This window comes from Methylocella sp. CPCC 101449 (genome assembly GCF_031921685.1).
Taxonomy (GTDB): domain Bacteria; phylum Pseudomonadota; class Alphaproteobacteria; order Rhizobiales; family Beijerinckiaceae; genus Terripilifer.
Genome location: NZ_JAPDHU010000001.1, coordinates 441,765 through 458,389, shown reverse-complemented (window position 1 = coordinate 458,389; position 16,625 = coordinate 441,765). Strand labels below are relative to the sequence as shown.

At 61.2% G+C, this 16,625-nt stretch carries 16 protein-coding genes; 7 read left to right on the top strand and 9 right to left on the bottom strand.

The genetic code is table 11. The features are described 5' to 3' along the window. The first annotated feature begins 98 nt into the window (after positions 1–98). Positions 99–2,456 (top strand): Orn/Lys/Arg decarboxylase N-terminal domain-containing protein, encoded by a 2,358-nt coding sequence (locus OIM99_RS02110; RefSeq protein WP_311848659.1) that lies wholly within the window; start codon positions 99–101, stop codon positions 2,454–2,456. A 38-nt stretch (positions 2,457–2,494) separates the two neighbouring features. Continuing rightward, positions 2,495–3,049, top strand: coding sequence for an N-acetyltransferase family protein (locus tag OIM99_RS02105; RefSeq protein ID WP_311848658.1), 555 nt, complete (start codon positions 2,495–2,497; stop codon positions 3,047–3,049). 40 nt (positions 3,050–3,089) lie between these two features. Here the strand turns inward: OIM99_RS02105 and OIM99_RS02100 are convergent, their stop codons facing one another. The 6 genes from OIM99_RS02100 to OIM99_RS02075 are packed head-to-tail and all read right to left on the bottom strand — an operon-like array spanning position 3,090 to position 8,223. Then, on the bottom strand, positions 3,090–3,980 hold the full coding sequence (locus OIM99_RS02100) for an IclR family transcriptional regulator (protein ID WP_311848657.1): 891 nt from the start codon (positions 3,978–3,980) through the stop codon (positions 3,090–3,092). A gap of 1 nt (position 3,981) precedes the next feature. Further along, a complete protein-coding gene (locus OIM99_RS02095; protein WP_311848656.1) occupies positions 3,982–4,842 on the bottom strand; it encodes a VOC family protein in 861 nt (286 codons plus the stop codon). Next, positions 4,826–5,575 carry an amino acid racemase gene (locus tag OIM99_RS02090; RefSeq protein ID WP_311848655.1) on the bottom strand — a complete coding sequence of 250 codons (750 nt, stop codon included), beginning with the start codon at positions 5,573–5,575 and terminating at the stop codon, positions 4,826–4,828. The genes OIM99_RS02095 and OIM99_RS02090 overlap by 17 nt, the downstream gene beginning before the upstream one ends. 5 nt (positions 5,576–5,580) lie before the next feature. After that, on the bottom strand, positions 5,581–6,474 hold the full coding sequence (locus tag OIM99_RS02085; protein ID WP_311848654.1) for an ABC transporter permease subunit: 894 nt from the start codon (positions 6,472–6,474) through the stop codon (positions 5,581–5,583). After that, a complete protein-coding gene (locus tag OIM99_RS02080) occupies positions 6,471–7,250 on the bottom strand; it encodes an ATP-binding cassette domain-containing protein (protein ID WP_311848653.1) in 780 nt (259 codons plus the stop codon). The genes OIM99_RS02085 and OIM99_RS02080 overlap by 4 nt, the downstream gene beginning before the upstream one ends. A gap of 7 nt (positions 7,251–7,257) precedes the next feature. After that, positions 7,258–8,223 (bottom strand): ABC transporter substrate-binding protein, encoded by a 966-nt coding sequence (locus tag OIM99_RS02075; RefSeq protein ID WP_311848652.1) that lies wholly within the window; start codon positions 8,221–8,223, stop codon positions 7,258–7,260. A 53-nt stretch (positions 8,224–8,276) separates the two neighbouring features. Here OIM99_RS02075 and OIM99_RS02070 point away from each other — a divergent pair, with 53 nt between their 5' ends. From OIM99_RS02070 to OIM99_RS02050, 5 genes are read left to right on the top strand one after another with little or no spacing between them, the layout of a single operon-like run. Further along, positions 8,277–8,444 (top strand): hypothetical protein, encoded by a 168-nt coding sequence (locus OIM99_RS02070; protein WP_311848651.1) that lies wholly within the window; start codon positions 8,277–8,279, stop codon positions 8,442–8,444. Next, entirely contained in the window at positions 8,441–10,258 is a 1,818-nt protein-coding gene (locus tag OIM99_RS02065) for an AMP-binding protein (protein ID WP_311848650.1), read from the top strand. Before OIM99_RS02070 ends, OIM99_RS02065 begins: the two co-directional genes overlap by 4 nt. A gap of 39 nt (positions 10,259–10,297) precedes the next feature. Next, positions 10,298–11,305: a zinc-binding dehydrogenase gene (locus OIM99_RS02060; RefSeq protein WP_311848649.1), complete on the top strand. Its 1,008-nt coding sequence runs from the start codon at positions 10,298–10,300 to the stop codon at positions 11,303–11,305. A 16-nt stretch (positions 11,306–11,321) separates the two neighbouring features. Next, positions 11,322–11,771, top strand: a complete 450-nt coding sequence (locus OIM99_RS02055; RefSeq protein ID WP_311848648.1) for a PaaI family thioesterase — start codon at positions 11,322–11,324, stop codon at positions 11,769–11,771. 8 nt (positions 11,772–11,779) lie between these two features. Then, the gene (locus tag OIM99_RS02050; protein ID WP_311848647.1) at positions 11,780–12,949 is read left to right on the top strand and encodes a M20 aminoacylase family protein; all 1,170 of its coding nucleotides are present in this window, start codon (positions 11,780–11,782) and stop codon (positions 12,947–12,949) included. 10 nt (positions 12,950–12,959) lie between these two features. Here the strand turns inward: OIM99_RS02050 and OIM99_RS02045 are convergent, their stop codons facing one another. The 3 genes from OIM99_RS02045 to OIM99_RS02035 all read right to left on the bottom strand — a co-directional run bounded on the left by OIM99_RS02045 (position 12,960) and on the right by OIM99_RS02035 (position 16,472). Continuing rightward, entirely contained in the window at positions 12,960–14,087 is a 1,128-nt protein-coding gene (locus OIM99_RS02045; RefSeq protein ID WP_311848646.1) for a cobalamin-independent methionine synthase II family protein, read from the bottom strand. Then, positions 14,084–14,506 carry a nuclear transport factor 2 family protein gene (locus tag OIM99_RS02040; RefSeq protein ID WP_311848645.1) on the bottom strand — a complete coding sequence of 141 codons (423 nt, stop codon included), beginning with the start codon at positions 14,504–14,506 and terminating at the stop codon, positions 14,084–14,086. The genes OIM99_RS02045 and OIM99_RS02040 overlap by 4 nt, the downstream gene beginning before the upstream one ends. 151 nt (positions 14,507–14,657) lie before the next feature. Then, entirely contained in the window at positions 14,658–16,472 is a 1,815-nt protein-coding gene (locus tag OIM99_RS02035; protein ID WP_311848644.1) for a LysR family transcriptional regulator, read from the bottom strand. Between the last annotated feature and the right edge of the window lie 153 nt (positions 16,473–16,625).

Sequence of the window (16,625 nt, the reverse complement as noted above, 5' to 3'; positions counted from 1 at the left end):
CGGCAGGCAGTGCTAGGGCTTGTCGCAGCGATATCCTATAGTCACCATACTGTCATCTAAGGCGGCGACAGATCGATATTCATTCGATCGGGGCAGATATGGACTATTTCAGACGTTTCACGTTCCTCTTCTCGACGCCTATTTTTGAAGCGGACGATCTCGAGGGCGTCCGCGTCAATCAGATTGTCAGTGAAATCGAACGTTCCGGTTTCGAGGTCGTCAAGGCGCGCAAACTCGAGGATGCCGAAATCGCGGTGCAGACCGATGCCGCCATCGGCTGCATGGTGGTCGACTGGGGCAAGAAAGGCCTGGAGGGCAAGACCGCGGCGCTGATCAACCTGATGCGTCGTCGCGGTCTCGACTTTCCGATCATATTGCTGATTCGCCGCAAGCGGTTCGAGGACGTGCCCGTCGAAGTGCTTGATTTCATCGACGGCTATGTCTTCCTTTCGGAGGAGACGCCGCCCTTCATCGCCAAGAACCTCATCAGCCGCCTGAAGCAATATGCCGAGACGCTGAAAACACCGTTCTTCGGCACGCTCGTCGACTATGCGGAAGAGGGTAACCAGCTCTGGACCTGTCCCGGCCACAATGGCGGCGTGTTCTATAGCCGCAGCCCGATCGGCCGGGTGTTCATGGAACATCTTGGAGAAGCCGTCTTTCGCGACGATCTCGACAATTCCGTGCTCGATCTTGGCGATTTGTTGACCCATGAGGGTCCGGCGCTTCAGGCACAGAAAGAAGCGGCGAAGATTTTTGGAGCTGAAAAGACCTACTTCGTCCTCAATGGCACCTCGACCTCGAACAAGGTCGCGCTCGCGGCGCTGGTGACTGATGGCGATCTTGTGCTGTTCGACCGCAACAACCACAAGGCGGCCCATCATGGCGCGCTGATGATCAGCGGTGGCATCCCGGTCTATGTGCCGACGGTTCGCAATGCCTGGGGGCTGATCGGTCCCATGGCATGGGATGCCTTTGATGAAGACGCTTTGCGTCAGCGCATCCGCAATCATCCTCTGGTCAAGGACCCGGAGGCGTGGCGCAAGCCGCGTCCCTTCCGCGTCGCGGTCGTCGAACAATGCACTTACGACGGCACGATCCACAATGCGCAGATGATCCTGGAGCGCATCGGGCACCTCTGCGAATATATCCTGTTCGACGAGGCCTGGGCCGGCTTCATGAAATTCCATCCGCTCTATGCGGGGCGGTTCGCCATGGGGCTCACCAATCTGGGGCCCGATGCGCCGGGCATCATCGCCACGCAATCGACCCATAAACAACTCGCGAGCTTCTCGCAGGCGTCGCAGATCCATTTGAAAGACCGCCATATCCACGGCCAGAAGCGGCGGGTCGAGCACCGGCGCTTCAACGAGAGCTTCATGCAATATGCCTCGACGTCGCCCTTCTATCCGCTCTTCGCGTCACTCGATGTCGGTGCGCAGATGATGAAGGGCCGTTCCGGCGAAGTGCTGTGGGACGACACGATCCGGCTGGGCATCGAACTGCGCAAAAAGATTCGCGCGGTGCGTCGCGAGTTCGAAGAGAAGGAGGCGCGGCCGGAACGCCGCTGGTTCTTCGAGCCCTTCGTGCCTGATCGCGTTGCCATTCCGGACGTGTCGCGCGAGGGCGGCAGCCACAATGTCGCCTGGGAAACGATCAGCACCGATCAACTGGCGAGCAATCCTGCTTATTGGCAGCTTGCGCCCGGCGAGGCCTGGCACGGCTTCCCCGATATGGCGGCGGGTTTCGCGATGACGGATCCGAACAAGCTGACACTGCTGACACCAGGCTTCGACCGCGCGACCGGCAGCTACGCCGAACACGGTATCCCAGCCCCCGTCGTCGCCCAATATTTGCGCGAAAACCGCATCGTTGCTGAGAAGAACGACCTCAATTCTTTGCTCTTCCTGCTGACGCCGGGCATCGAGGCCAGCAAGGCGGGAACCCTGGTGAGCGGACTGGTCGCCTTCAAAAAGCTGCACGACGACAATGCGCTCCTGGAAGAAGCCATCCCCGAATTCTACAGGCGCAGGTCGAAGCGTTACGCGGGCGTGCGGTTGCGCGATCTGTGCGGGGAGATGCATCGCTTTTTCCGCGCGGCCGGTGTCAGCGCCCTTCAGGCGAAGCAATTTTCTGCCGAGCATCTGCCTGAAATCGTTCTGTCGCCCCGCGACGCGGCGCGCTGCCTCGTTCGCAATGACGTCGACTACCTGCCCATCGACGCCATTGCCGGCCGTGTCGCGACGACGCCCTTCGTGGTTTATCCCCCCGGTATCGCCACGATCGTGCCGGGCGAGCGGCTCACCGAGCGGGCGCAGCCGATGATCGACTATCTGAAGATGTTCGAGGCCAGTTTCAACGCTTTCCCCGGCTTCGAAGTGGAAATCCAGGGCGTCTATCGCGAGGTCGAGGCGTCCGGCCGCATCCGCTTGCATACCTACGTCGTCTCCGAATAAAGCAATCGGCAGGACATCACGCTAGGCCGATAGCGCTCATGGAAAACGATTCGTCGATTATCATCCGTCCTTCCCGCGATGGCGATGTCGAGCCGATGCTGGCGATTTACCGTCGCCACATCCGTCGGGGCGTCGAGGAGGGTGTCGAGGAAAGCGGGCTGCCGGAGCCGGACGATCTCAAGGACCGGCGCAAGAACCTGCGCAGCCACCGCCTGCCGCATCTGGTGGCAACGCTCGGTGGCGAGGTGGTGGGCTACGCCTATGTCGTGCCGTTCCGCAAGCGTCCGGCCTATCGCTATGCGGCCAAACACTCGATCTATGTGCATCACGAGCATCAGGGCCGCGGCATCGGACGGCTTTTGATGCAGGAACTCATCGATGCCTGCGCCGCTGCCGGCTTCCACCAGATGATCGGTTATATCGACGCCGACAACACGGCTTCGCTGGGCCTGCACGAGCGGTTCGGCTTTGACAGGGTCGGTCTGCTGCGCGGCATCGCTTTCCGATATGGCCGCTGGGCCGACAGCGTGATGGTGCAGCGCTCGCTCGGCGCCGGTTCAACGGCTCCGCCGATACCACGCCCCGCACGATGAAGGGGTTGGCTCCGAGCCACTGAGCCCCGTCCAACTGTATTTATGCGGAGCGCCCGTTTTTCTTGCCACCGGATTTGCCATTGGCGGTCAAGAATTGCGGTTGCGTTGCTGGGCGATAGCACAACTGTTCCGAGACTTGGGCGGCGGCGTGAACCAGCGCCTCGACGGAGGAGTCATGGCCCTTGGCGTCGCGTCGATCCGGTCCTGCGATGGCGAGAACTGCCACCAGTTCGCCCTGGGAATCGAAAATGGGCGCGCCGGCGCCGCGAATATTGTCGACGAAATGACCCTTCAGCCAGCCATAGCCCGATTGCAGAACGCCGTTTTTGATCGCTTCCAGCCGCTCGCGCAGTTCGACGGATGAAAGGGCGGGGCCGCTGACTTCACGACGCAGTTTGTCGCGCGTCATGTCGCTTGGCAGATGCGCCAGAAAAACATGGCCTGTCGCCGACGAAAGGAGCGGAAAGATTGTGCCGAGCCCAAGCGAAGTCACGCCGATGCCGCCACCGCGCAGCCAGCGGATAACAGTCGGACCTTCGTCGCCCCACACCGACAGCGTGCCGGCCTCATGAATTTTGGCGACCATGTCTTTGAGCGCCGAACTGGCCAGATCGATCGCATCGACCCGCGCCAGAGCGGCAAGGCCGATGCGCAGCGAACGCGATCCGAGATCGTAACGGCCGGTGGCCGTGTCCTGCGTGGCGAGGCCGCAACGCACGAGGCTGACGAGGTAGCGCCGCGCCTGGCTTGGCGACAGGTCGCTGTTGCGTGCCACTTCGCCCAGGCTCAGCGGCCCCTCGCCATTGGCGAGCGCGTCGAGAACGGCAAACCCCGTCTCGACCGACTGGATGCCTTGCAGCTCGCTGGCGACCGCAACGTCGCTTTTATCTTGTCGGGACCGCGTCTCGCGGGCGGTCTTGGCTTTCGCCATGTCAGGGCCTCGTGACTTGTCTGAACACGATCAGATTACCGAGCGCCACAGCGGGGTCGACGTAAACCGCTTCGCCTTCGATGCGATGCTCGATGCCCCCGTCGCGCAGGGTGGCTTTCAGCCTGTCCAGGGAATCAACATCGATGCTATAGCCCAGATAGGCGGCGCCATCGAGCGGCGTCGTTTCTTCCACGCCGTATTGCGCTTTTGCGGCGGCCGGCGTGAGGGCGATCAGATCCATGCCGGCTTTCACGGCAGCCGATTGCTCTGCGGTCCTTTTGGGTTGCTCGAAAAGCCGGGAAAACGTGCCCGCCAGCGCATCCGGCGTGTCGGTGACGGCAAACACGCTCGAAATGCGCCAGGCGCTGTTGGCATGTTCGGTCCAGTCCGGTCGCAGATAGAGGTCGACGTTGAAATAGCGGCAGCCGTTGAACGTCAGGGGGGCGGGGAAGGGCAGGATGACGTCGAATTCCGGAAACACGGATTGCCCGGGCGCGACCACCCATTCGCGCTTTACATGTACTGGCGGCGGTGCGGCAAAACCTTGCGCCACCATGGCGGCATGAGCCGCGTGGGCATCGGATGCGCCCAGAACCATCGACTTGATGCCCTCATGCTCGGTCAAGATGCGCGCCATCGGCGGCGGCAGCAGGGCGCGGTCGCGGGCGGCCATCAGTTCGATATAGTTGGCGAAACCCGGCTTGATCGAAGGCATCAACACGAGATGGTTGGAAATGCCCATCGCCTCGATATTGCTGATCGGCGACAAGGTGAAGCCCATACGGCGGAACAGCGAGGCGGCGGCATTGAGATCGTGAACATAGGTCAGAAGATGGTCGATGAGTTCAATCGGTTTGGACATGGTTTTCGCTCAAAAGAAGTTGGCAGATGGCGTTGACGTGAAGCTGGACGCTGTCGAGAAGAGGCACGGGCGCGCCCGGTAGAGGCAGCAGCAAGGGCAGCTCGGTGCAGGCCAGGGCAATCGCCTGCGCGCCCTGCGCATGGAGTTTCATCACCGCCCGCTGCAGAACGGCACGGCCTTCTGCGATAGGACGCCCAGTGGTGAGGATGTCTTGGATCAGCGCATCGATCTCCCGTTGGTCGCCGCCATCGAGCAAGGTCAACCGGCGGGGCGAGCCATTTGAGGACGAACGTGCGAGGCGATTCGGAAGAAAATCGGATTCGCAGGTTAGGCTCGTGCCGAGCACGCCGACGTTTCCGATCGCTCCTTTGTCGAGCTCCTGCGCGACTCCAGCCAGAACATGCGGAACGTCAGCATTGACCGTGGTGTGAACAGCTTCATGCCAGTGATGGGCCGTGACGGCCGTCAGAACGATGACATCGCAGCCGCTGGCTTCGAGGCCGCGTGCGGCTTCGACAAGAATGCGCTCCACCGCCGCCATGTCGCCCGTCGAAGCATGCGACAGCAAATCCGCATAATTCAGGTTCCACACCATGCCTTCGAAACTGTGGTGGGCGCCGAGGGCGGCTTCCATGGCCTTGTTCAACCGCTCGTAATAGAGCGCTGTCGAATGCCAGCTCATGCCGCCGATCAGGCCGACCCGGCGGTGTTGTCGATCGAGGGGATCAGGCATGGACATCACGCGCCGGCCGAAACGGCCGATCGCCCTTTGGTCAAAAGCGGCAGGCCCAGCGTGATCAGCACGAACGCTCCGGTCAGCAGTTTCAGATCGGAGGGATGCAGGCCCGTGGAGAGGCCAAGGGAAATAAGCTGGTAATAGACGATCGAGCCGATGATGGGCGCGATGACCTGACGCTGGATGGTCGAGCGGCCTATGATGGCTTCGCCGATGATGAGTGCCGCAAGGCCATTGACGAGAATGCCGAAGCCCATCGTCACGTCCGCATAGCCCTGTTGCTGCACGACGATGGCTCCGCCGAGCGCCGCTAGCCCATTGGCAAGGCCAAAACCGACGGTGGTATAAAGCCTGGCATTGATGCCGATGGCCGGAGACAGGCGTGCATTCGCGCCGACGCAGCGCAGCGCCAGTCCGACTTCGCTTTTGTAGAACGCGATAAGGCCGAGCACGACCAGGCCGACGAGTGCCGCGAGCAAGGCGATCTGTGGCCAGATACCGAGCAGGATTTCCGGCGAGATGGCATCGAATGCGGTCAGTTCCGGACGCACTGATTTGTTCGGCATGCCCATGACACGCAGATTGACGCTCCAGATCATCGTCGCCACCAGAATGCCGGCCAGCAGCGAATTGATCTTGAAATATTGGTGGATGAGCGCCGTGGAAATGCCGGCAAGGAAGCCGCCGGCGATGGCAAGCGCCATGCTGCTCCATGGATCGAGACCGGCGGTGAGAACGGCGGCCGCCAGACAACCGCCGAGCGGAAAACTTCCCTCCGTGGTGAGATCAGGCAGCGACAGGGTACGAAACGGCACCATGATTGCCAAGGCTACGAAGGAATAGATCAGGCTCTGGGCCAGCGTGATCGGGATAAGATTGATGAAGGCCTGGATCATGTGCTGAGCACCATTCTGTCGTCTTTGATGCGGAAGCGGGCGACGAGATCGCCGACGGTCAATCCACGGATCTCATCGGAACCGATGTCGGCGACGATTCGGCCGGCATCCATCATGATGATGCGCGAGGCATAGGACAGCGCATGCTGCATGTTGTGGGTAACCATCATCGTGGTCAGTTTGCCGTTCTCGACCATCGACACGGTTGCCTCCATCACATATTCGGACGTGCGCGGATCGAGCGCCGCCGTATGTTCGTCGAGCAGCAGCAGTTTCGGTGGGCAGAGCGTCGCCATGGCCAGCGACAAAGCTTGCCGCTGGCCGCCGGACAATTCGCCGGCGCGAGCATCGAGCCGGTTCTCAAGACCGAGGCGCAACACGGAGAGGGCCTGCTTGAACCGCTCCCGTCTGACAGCCGTGAGGGCCGGGCGTAGCCGCCGCCCTTCCGATCGCATCAAGGCGAGCGTCATGTTTTCCTGAACGGTGAGGGTCGGTGCGGTGCCGACCATCGGATCCTGGAAGACGCGCGCCACCAGAGCGGCGCGCGCATGTTCACGCATCTGCGTCACGTCGACGGCATCGATGTCGATGCGGCCGCGATCGGGTAGGAAGGCGCCGCCGAGCAGATTGAGCAGCGTGCTTTTGCCCGCGCCATTGCCGCCGATGATAGCGACGAATTGGCCCGTATCGACCTTCAGGTCGAGGCCGGCGATGGCAATCTTCTCGGAAGCGGTGCCTGCGTTGAATACTTTATGAAGACCAGTCGCAACGATCATCGGTGGTTCAATCGCTCACGCATTTGCAGTCGGCCAGAGCTGGCGGGACGGTCAGGCCGAGGGCTTTGAGCTTGGCGCCATTGATCATCGGCTTATGTTCGGCGGCATTGGCTCGGTAGGGTGGAATTTTGGCCGGATCCTCGCCTTTGAGAATGCGTCCGGCGATCCGCCCGGCCGCTTCGCCCGACTGGCCGAAGGAAACGGCAAAGGCCGCCAGCGCATAATTCTGCTGCACCGCCTGCGGAACCGAGGTGATCACAGGCAGTTTGGCGCGATCGGCGGTGGCGGAAACGGCCGCCATGCCTTGCTGGATGCGGCCCGAAGCGACGGTGAAGAGCGCATCGACACGGCCGACGGCGGATTGCACTCGCTGCGCCAGTTCGTTGGGATTGTCGACGCCGATGCGCACGAAGCTGAGACCGCTCTTGGCGGCATCGGCTTCCATGCCATCGACCGCCGCCTTCGAACTATCGTCGCCGGTATCATAGAGCAGGCCAACGCGCTTCATGTTCGGCAGCAGCTTCTTGAAGAAATCGAGCACGGCCGGATAGTCGAGCGCCACGGAAGAACCGGTGATCAGCCGGTCGCCTTTGTCCCACGACGGCACGAGGCCGGTATGGATCGGATCGGCGATCGGCAGGAAGACCAGCGGGAAGGTACGGGTGCGCAACTGATTGCGCGCGGCCACGGAAACGGGCGTGGCGATGGTCGCCATCAGATCGGGCTGCGCACCGGCGAGACGCGTCAGCATCTGCGGGATGAGGGCCGCGTCGAAGTTCACATTGCTTTCGTCGAAGGTCACTTTGTCTGCGGTGAAACCCTCGTCCGCCAGGCCTTTCTTGAATCCGGCGATGGCTTCATCGAGCGTCGGATGCGGTCCCCAGCCGGCAATGGCGATGCGTTTCGTTTGCGCCGATGCCGCTGACGTTGCGGCCAGTGCGAATGCGACAGCGAAAGCAATTCCCTTCAACATCGTGCCCTCCTTTAATTATGTGCTATTGCACATTCTGCAAGGATATGCAGAATATGCAAGACGATAATTTGAGCATTGAGGACAGCATGAGGGCAGTCTTCTTCCGCGAATCCTGCCGCGGCACGCCCAGCGTTACAGTCGAGCTTGTAGGTGCTGCCGATGCGGATTGCGCCCACGCGATCAGCCAATTGGGCATCGCCAGCAATGTCGTGAAGCCATGACATCAGACTACCGCACGCCCCGCTTTGCCGATGCGAGCGATATCGCCGCTTTCGCCGCGACGCCGTTGGAAGCGCGCCTGGCCGGGGCCGATCTGCTCGCCATGTTGAAAGCCCAGGCCCGTCTGGATGGCGATGCGCCCGCCATCCGTTATTTGCCTCGGGGGATTGCCGACGAAGAGGGCGCCGTATTCTCAAGACGGCAGTTGATCGATGGCGTGGCCGTCCTCGCGGCGCAACTCGTCGAACAGGGGCTGGGGCCAGCTGACACGGTGGCCGTGTTGCTACCGAATGGCCCCGGCACATTGGCTGCGTCTCTCGCCGTGATGGCGGTGGCGCGTCTGGCGCCGATCAATCTCTTTCTCGAACCGGGTCAGATCGAGAAACTCCTGCACGAATGCGAAGCCAAAGCGGTTCTAGTGCCGAAAGAAGCGCCTCCCGTTCTTGCCGATGTTTTGAATGCAGTGGCCACCAAGGCGGATGGCCCGAAGGTGATCGTCGTCGATACGGAGACATTGCCGGCTGGCTCCCACGACGATCCGCCTTCTCGCGATCTGTCGGATGTCGTCGCGCTGTTTCACACGGGCGGCACGACCGGCTTGCCAAAATTCGTGCCGCTGACCGCACGCCATCTGGCGGCCACGGCGACCATCTCACGTTTCGGCTACGGCTATGCCGCGGATGATCGCGTGCTCTGTGCCATGCCGATGTTTCATGTCGGCGGTCTCTTTGCCTGTTCGTTCATTCCCCTGATCAGCGGCAGCGAAGTCGTCGTCCTTGGCGCCCTCGGCTATCGCGGCAAGGGCGTGGTCGACGCGCTGCCCTCGACCATCGAGAAACTCGATCTCACCGTCGTCGTTGGCCCGCCGACCATTATGGCGCAATTGGCCGCGCGGCCGCCGGACCGGCAGCGCGCCAGGCATCTGCGCCTGTTTGTCAATGGCGCCGCGGCTTTGCCGCGTGTTGTAGGTGAACGTTTGAGCAGCGCGACCGGCGTGAGAGTTGTTGAGCCTTGGGGGCTGACCGAATCCACATTGGCTGTCACCTCGGGGCCGCGCGATGGTATCCATCGACAGGGTTCCGTCGGTCTGCCGTTGCCTTATTGCGCCGTCAAAGCTGTGCGCGTCGATGCCTCGGGCCGCCGCATCGGCGATTGCGCGATCGATGAGATCGGGGTTCTGGCCATTCAAGGACCGATGGTCTTCGACGGCTATCTCAATCGCGCGCGCGACCAGCAGCCTTTTTTCGACGATGGCTGGCTCGACACCGGCGATCTCGGCCGCGTTGATGACGATGGTTTCGTTTGGGTGACGGGTCGCGCGAAGGAATTGATCAAGCGTGGTGGCCACGGCATCGATCCATCGATGATCGAGGATGCGTTGAACGCCCATCCTGGCGTGGCGCTGGCTGCGGCGATCGGCAAGCCGGATGCCTATGCTGGCGAATTGCCCATGGCTTATATCCAGCTTCAGCCGGGCATTGAGGTCACCGCCGAGGCTCTGCTCGACTTCGTGCGGACGCGCATTCCAGAACGGGCCGCCATACCAAAAGAAATCATCGTTCTTGAGAAACTGCCGGTGACCGCGATCGGCAAAGTCCACAAGCAGATGCTCAAACTGGATATCACCCAGCGGGTGGCACAAGCTGTCATCGCCGAGATCGTTGCGCCTTCGGATGCCCGCATCGTGGTGCAGCCGCATGCGTTGCATGGGCTCGAAGTCCATGCGGAAGTGCCAGCCACGGCCGTAGTTGTGGTGCGAGAGCGGTTATCGGCTTTCGCCTTCCGCTCAAACGTCACGTCAATAACTCAAAGGTGAACCATGCCAGACGATCGGTTTCAAAGCGAGGAACGTTTGATGAAAGCTGTCTATTTCGAGGAACACGGCGATCTTTCGGTGCTTCGCTATGGCGACCGGCCGATGCCCGAAGTGGCAGACGGATGGGCGCGCATTCGTGTTCGCGCGACGAGCTTCAACCATGCCGATCTCTTCGCCAGACGGGGGATGCCGGGGATCAAGGTCGAATTGCCCGGCATCACCGGCATGGATTGCGCCGGCGATATCGATGCCTTGGGAGCTGGCGTGACCGGCTGGAAGGTTGGCGATCGCGTGCTGCCCATTTCGCATCATGTCGATTGGGACAATGGTAAGTTCGATATGTTGGGCGAGAATCGCAACGGTGCGATGGCGGAATATTGTGTCGTGCGCGCCAGCCAACTCATCAAACTGCCCGACAACGTGTCATATGAGGACGCGGCTTGTCTTCCTTGCGCCTATGGCACGGCCTATCGCATGCTGCACACGCGCGGCCAGATTCAAGCCGGCCAGTCCATCCTGATCCTCGGCGCGTCGGGTGGCGTGGGCAATGCCTGTGTGCAATTGGCAAAAGCTGCCGGTCTTCACGTGGTCGCCGCAGCCGGTGACGATGCAAAGTGCGAGCGTCTCCTTGCTTTGGGGGCCGATGAAGCCATCAACTATTCGACGACAGCCATTGACGGTTGGGTCAAGAAGAAGACCGGTTCGTTGTTGCGCGGCGGTGGAATGGACGTCGTTGTGAACTTCACGGCTGGTGATACGTGGATGCCGTCCATGCGCTGCGTCAAGCGCTTCGGCAAGCTGCTCTGTTGCGGTGGCACGGGAGGCTATCAAGCCGTGACTGACATTCCCTATCTCTTCATGTCGGAAATGAGCATCATCGGCTCCACGGGCTGGACGATGGAGGATCAGAAAGCCTGCATTGATCTGGTGGCCAGTGGTCGTCTCAAGCCAGTCATCGATCGGGTCGTGCCCCTGCCTGGCGCCATTGATGCCTGCGCGGCGTTCGAAAAGCGCGACTTTTTCGGCAAAATCATCGTCGCGCCATAAGGATTAAGGATCAATCATGCTCGATGTCGAAGCCTTCAAGCGCATCGTCGAAACGGCGGCCTTTCATCAGTTGATCGGTCTGAAACTGGAACGCGCCGATGTGGAAGCTGGCATTGCCGTATTGCGGCAGCCCTATAATCCCCGCCTGAGCATTTTCCCCGAGGCCGGCGTCTATCATGGCGGCGTCATTGCTTCGTTGATCGACGTGGCCGGTGCGGTTGCCTGCGGCTTGCAGGTGGGGCGGCCGACGCCGACGGCGAATTTTCGTGTCGACTTTCTGAAGTCGCCGGCCAAGATCGACCTGTTGGCGACGGGTAAAGTGGTGCGCGCAGGCAAATCGGTTTCGGTCGCCGACGTCGAGATCACCGACGATAAAGGCGAGGTCTATGCCGTCGGCCGTGGCACGTTCAGCATGTCCGCTGTCTTCAAGGCCATCGAGGGCGGCGGCGAACACGCCAAACGATAGGAGCCGCCATGCCGGTTATTGCGGAAATCGCCAGTCGCCAACCCATTCTCGCCGAATGGCGCCGCATGCTGCACACCATGCCGGAACTTGGCTTCGAGGAGGAAAAGACGGCGGCTTTCGTCGTCGACCGCCTGCAAGCCATGGGGATCGAGGCGCATACCGGCATGGCCCGCACCGGCGTTATCGGCATCATAGAAGGACGTCCGGGGAACAGGCGGATTGGCTTGCGCGCCGATATGGATGCGCTGCCGATGGAGGAACTGGGCAACCCGGCATGGAAGTCGAAAAATCCGGGCCGCTTCCATGGCTGTGGCCACGATGGTCATACGGTGATGCTGCTGGCCGCTGCCGAATATCTGGCGCACACGCGCGCTTTTGCTGGCACGGTCGTGCTCATCTTCCAGCCGGCGGAGGAAGGGCTGGGCGGTGGCCGGGTGATGGTCGAGGAAGGTCTCTTCGATCGCTTTCCCTGCGATGAAATCTATGCGCTGCATAACATGCCCTTGCTGCCGGTAGGGCAGGCAGCAGTGCGCATCGGTGCAGCGCTCGCCTCTTTCGATCGTTTCGACGTGACGATCACGGGGCGTGGCGGTCATGCAGCCATGCCGCACAAGACGATCGACCCGGCAATCGTCATGTCGCAAATGGTGCTCGCCCTACAGGCTTTGATTTCCCGTGAAACCGATCCGATGGAATCGGCGGTTCTCAGCGTCACCGAAATGCATGTCGGCACGACCCATAACGTGATCGCTTCGGAAGGCCGTATCGCCGGCACCGTGCGGGCTCTGAACGAAGCGGCGCGAGCGCGTATCGAAACCGGTTTCCATCGCATTGTCACCCATGTCGCGGAAGCTTATGGGGCCTCGGTACGCATCGAATATGCGCGCGAATTTCCCGTTTTGGTGAACGACGGCGAGGCGGTCGATCGCGCCACGCTGGCGATCGCCGATGTCCTTGGATCGGACGGTTTGGCGAAGACTTTTCCGCCCCTGATGGCGGCCGAGGATTTCGCCTTCATGCTGCAAAAACGACCCGGCGCTTATATTCTGGTGGGGCAGGGTAAGGGGCCGGATAGCCCCATGGTGCATCATCCCGAGTATGATTTTAACGATGCCATCATCGCCACCGGCGCGAGCCTGTTCGTGAAGCTCGCCGAAAGTGCTCTCAAAGCGGATTAACGCGAGCAGCTTACAGCCTTGCCGCCGCGATGTCGGCACCTTCACGGAGCGCCCGCAGTTTTTTCCACGTCACGGCGGGATCGATCTTGCCGTAGCCAGCGAACGTACCAAAGCCGCAGTCGGTGCCCGCGATCACGCGCTCAGGGCCAACGAGCTTGACGAAGCGTTCGATCCGCTGCGCGATCAATTCAGGGTGCTCGATGTAGTTCGAACACGTGTCGATGAGCCCCGGAACCAAAACCTTGTCCGCCGACAGTTTCGCGTCGCGCCAGACGATCCATTCGTGCTCGTGACGCGGATTGGCCGCTTCGAAGAGAAGCTGCGCCGGACGCGCTTTCAACACGATCGACATGATCTTTTCGAGCGGAATGTCGAAATCATGCGGGCCCTCGTAATTGCCCCAGCAAATGTGCAGGCGCATGCGCTCGGCCGGTATATTCGCCGTCGCCGCGTTGAGCGCTTCGACATTTTGTTCAGCGCGTTCGAGAAATTCCTTCTCGCTCAGATTTTGAAAACCCGTATGGGCGGCCATCGCAAGATCGGGCGCGTCGAGCTGCAGATCAAGCCCGGCAGCGATGATCGCTTCATATTCCGGCCGCATCGCCTCGACGAGGTCGACGAGATAGGCTTCGTGCGTCGGATAGAACTTGTTGGGCTGAAAGGCGGTGATCAGGCCAGGTGAAGCGGCGTTCAGAAAGCCGCGGACATTCGAACTTTTGCTTATAGCGGTCTTAAAGCGGCGGATGTCGTCTTCCGCCGGCTTAAAATCGACCAGCCGCACGGGGCCGATGCAGGCCGCGCGCGTAAAGGCCTGCGTGCCCATGATGGCCGCGAGTTTCTGACGCAGATCGGGGAGATCGGCGAGATCCTTAGCGGGTACTCGATCGACATGGCCACCGAAGCCGGAGAGGCGCCGCGTGATATAGGTCGAATAACCGACTTTGCCGAGTTCGCCGTCGCTGACGATGGTCACGCCGGCCTCGACCTGCGCACGCACGGCCCCTTCAATCTCTTTCGTGACCAGAGCATCGAAGGCGGCTTCGTCGACGGCATCGCCATGGTCGCGTTTGAGGAGGGCCGCCGTCAGTTCGGCGGAACGCGGCAGGCTACCGACGTGTGTGGTGTCGATGAACGTCATGCAAAGGAAACCTTGAGATCGAGAAAGCCTGCACGTTCCGCGAATTTCCAACCTTCGGACGTACGCACGAGCCGGTCGCGGAAGCCCCCGATGAGCGCCGGAGATCCAGCCTCGGACGCGCCGGTGGGTGCGGCGTAAAGTACGAGCGTCGAGCGGGCGGACGCCTCGTTCGCCGCCGTGACGTCGACGACGATATTGGTGATGAGGTGACAGGATTTGCGCGGCGGACGACTCTCGAACGAGGCGCGGATCGCGTCACGCCCAACCACGGGATCGCCGCCGGCGGGGCGAACGAAGCGTGCGTCATCGGTAAACATGGCGCTGACGCCGGCCCAGTCGGCGGAATCGTTGAGCAGGCCAAATTGCGTGATGAGGCGGGTGATGTCCTGTTCGGCGATAAGGCGGTCGATCGGTGTCATGAGACTCATGTCTTTGTGGGCGCGAACCGCTCGGCATTTCGATCGGCGAAATCCCTCCCGCAACTCGCGTTCTGCGAAACACCGCCCACACTACAGACGGGATTTCTAATCGACAAGCGCAGGCCGGTTGGGCGCCTCCCCATATCCGTAGCTAAGCATTGGTGAGCGAAGCCAGCTGCGCGCGCAGCAGGCCGCCGAATTTGCCCTCCCACGGACGGTTCTGGTGACGCGAAAGCTGGACCGCCCGGAGTTCACGCAGAATCGAAGGCCGTATGATGGCATGGGCTTCGAGCGCATGCGTGTCGAGGCTCCGACGCACCGCAGAGGCCGGCATGGCCGTGGCCCATCCACCCGATTTCACCAGTCGGATGGCGGCCGCCATCGAGTCGAGTTCCAGTTTGGGCACCAATGGCAGACCGGCATCGGCGAATTTCCGGTCGAGGAGGGCCCGCAAGCCGTGGCGTTGTGAGGGGAGAACGAGATTGAGCTTGCCGATATCGGCCATCTTGATGGGTCCCGGCGGACAGTCGGATTGTCCGGCGGCTGTAAGAATAGAGAGCGGTTCGACAAACAGAGCCGTTTCCTTGAGCCAGGTGCGGGTGTGCAGGTCTTCGACGATGGCGATATCGACGATGTTCTCAGCCAACCAGTCCAGCAGGACGCTGCTGTGTGATTCGACGACCTTGAGTTCTACGTTGGCGAAATCTTTCTGCCACTGTTGAATCGTCGCGGTCATGGCGCGGATGAGAAGACTATCTTCGTCGAGTCCCGGTAGAACGCCCACGCGCAGGGTCGTGCGGGTGCGTATCGGCTTGGCGGTGGGATTGCGGCCTTCCTGGCGCAGCGCCTCAAGGACGGGAGCATATATGTCGCGAGCCCGCCGAGCTAAAGCTGTCGGATGAATGCCCTGTGCCGTGCGATCGAAAAGTGCTCCGCCCAGGCTGTGTTCCAGCGCTCGGATCTGCATGCTGACGGCCGGCTGAACGACGTTCAGCTTTGCCGCGACACGCGTGATCGATCCTTCCTCAAAGGCGCCCAGAAAGTAACGAAGCTGACGCATTTCGGGGAGAGCTGGCGCTTCAAGCTCCTGTTCGGGGTTTCGCTTGGCTCTGACGATCTGAGCTTTCAAGGCGGTGCAAAAGGCGCGCTGCTCCGCTTCCTGGAGATCGCAGGCCATGGTGATCCGAAGCGGCGGTAGGGCCTTCGTGACATCTCGTACGAATAGCCGGGGGTGCCGCAGGTTCCGTGGATTGATCGCCAATCGCGGCGCAAGGATACGTCCGCTGTTCTGTACCAAGAGATCGGCGATCAGTTCGTCCGCATCGCCGGTCTGATGATGCAGAACATGTTCGCCGCCGATCGGCCAGGTCTTCAACGCTTCGCGGATACGTGACGGCAGGACAGGAAGATTGATGTCGCCCGTCAGGGGTTCGACGCGTGGCTTCGCCCGGCGATCTTGCATCGGCCCCGCGATGCCGATCAGGAGCCATTGATCGGAGATCGCCGTCCCATTCGCCGCGAGATCGATGTCATGATGGATTTGCACCAGACTGCCGTGCGGCGCGGGTCCCATTTCCGAAGGAAAATAAGTGATCTTGATCTGCGGGGTTTTGGTCGCAAGCACCCGGCCGGCTTGCCGGCAGGCGCGCGTCAGCAGGCTCGCCGCCGAATAAGGCAACTCGACGAGCAGCGGCTTAAGGGAAGCCGTTTCGGCAGCGCGAATATAGCCAGTGCCGTGGGAGGCGGCGTCCAGCAGCGGTGATATCCGCCGATAAAGACGCTGCGCCGATTTCGTCGGACGCAGGCCTACGGGCGTGCGCCCGAAAAGCACATCGCTCAGTTCGGTCTCAAGCAAACGGATTTGCGTGCTCAAAGTCGGCTGCGTGACCTGGCAGGCCACGGCCGCGGCACTCATGCTGCGTTGTTCAACGGCCGCGATGAAATATTGCAGCTGCCGAAAATCCATGAATTTCAATCCTTAAAGTTAGATAATGGTATAGAAAAATCTGATGCATGTCATTCTCAATCCATATTGGTCGGCGCGCACGGCGCTGCTTACTCTGCCGCAGATTTGCCGCTTTTGTTGATGGCGGGTGGATCCGACCAAAAGACTGAAAAA

Excerpts from the sequence above, each read along its gene's own strand:
- OIM99_RS02090 (WP_311848655.1), bottom strand. The coding sequence starts at position 5,575 with ATGCCTGATCCCCTCGATCGACAACACCGCCGGGTCGGCCTGATCGGC.
- OIM99_RS02060 (WP_311848649.1), top strand. The coding sequence starts at position 10,298 with ATGAAAGCTGTCTATTTCGAGGAACACGGCGATCTTTCGGTGCTTCGC.
- OIM99_RS02040 (WP_311848645.1), bottom strand. The coding sequence starts at position 14,506 with ATGACACCGATCGACCGCCTTATCGCCGAACAGGACATCACCCGCCTC.
- OIM99_RS02065 (WP_311848650.1), top strand. The coding sequence starts at position 8,441 with ATGACATCAGACTACCGCACGCCCCGCTTTGCCGATGCGAGCGATATC.
- OIM99_RS02105 (WP_311848658.1), top strand. The coding sequence starts at position 2,495 with ATGGAAAACGATTCGTCGATTATCATCCGTCCTTCCCGCGATGGCGAT.
- OIM99_RS02110 (WP_311848659.1), top strand. The coding sequence starts at position 99 with ATGGACTATTTCAGACGTTTCACGTTCCTCTTCTCGACGCCTATTTTT.
- OIM99_RS02045 (WP_311848646.1), bottom strand. The coding sequence starts at position 14,087 with ATGACGTTCATCGACACCACACACGTCGGTAGCCTGCCGCGTTCCGCC.
- OIM99_RS02055 (WP_311848648.1), top strand. The coding sequence starts at position 11,322 with ATGCTCGATGTCGAAGCCTTCAAGCGCATCGTCGAAACGGCGGCCTTT.
- OIM99_RS02080 (WP_311848653.1), bottom strand. The coding sequence starts at position 7,250 with ATGATCGTTGCGACTGGTCTTCATAAAGTATTCAACGCAGGCACCGCT.
- OIM99_RS02075 (WP_311848652.1), bottom strand. The coding sequence starts at position 8,223 with ATGTTGAAGGGAATTGCTTTCGCTGTCGCATTCGCACTGGCCGCAACG.
- OIM99_RS02085 (WP_311848654.1), bottom strand. The coding sequence starts at position 6,474 with ATGATCCAGGCCTTCATCAATCTTATCCCGATCACGCTGGCCCAGAGC.
- OIM99_RS02100 (WP_311848657.1), bottom strand. The coding sequence starts at position 3,980 with ATGGCGAAAGCCAAGACCGCCCGCGAGACGCGGTCCCGACAAGATAAA.
- OIM99_RS02070 (WP_311848651.1), top strand. The coding sequence starts at position 8,277 with ATGCAAGACGATAATTTGAGCATTGAGGACAGCATGAGGGCAGTCTTC.
- OIM99_RS02050 (WP_311848647.1), top strand. The coding sequence starts at position 11,780 with ATGCCGGTTATTGCGGAAATCGCCAGTCGCCAACCCATTCTCGCCGAA.
- OIM99_RS02035 (WP_311848644.1), bottom strand. The coding sequence starts at position 16,472 with ATGGATTTTCGGCAGCTGCAATATTTCATCGCGGCCGTTGAACAACGC.
- OIM99_RS02095 (WP_311848656.1), bottom strand. The coding sequence starts at position 4,842 with ATGTCCAAACCGATTGAACTCATCGACCATCTTCTGACCTATGTTCAC.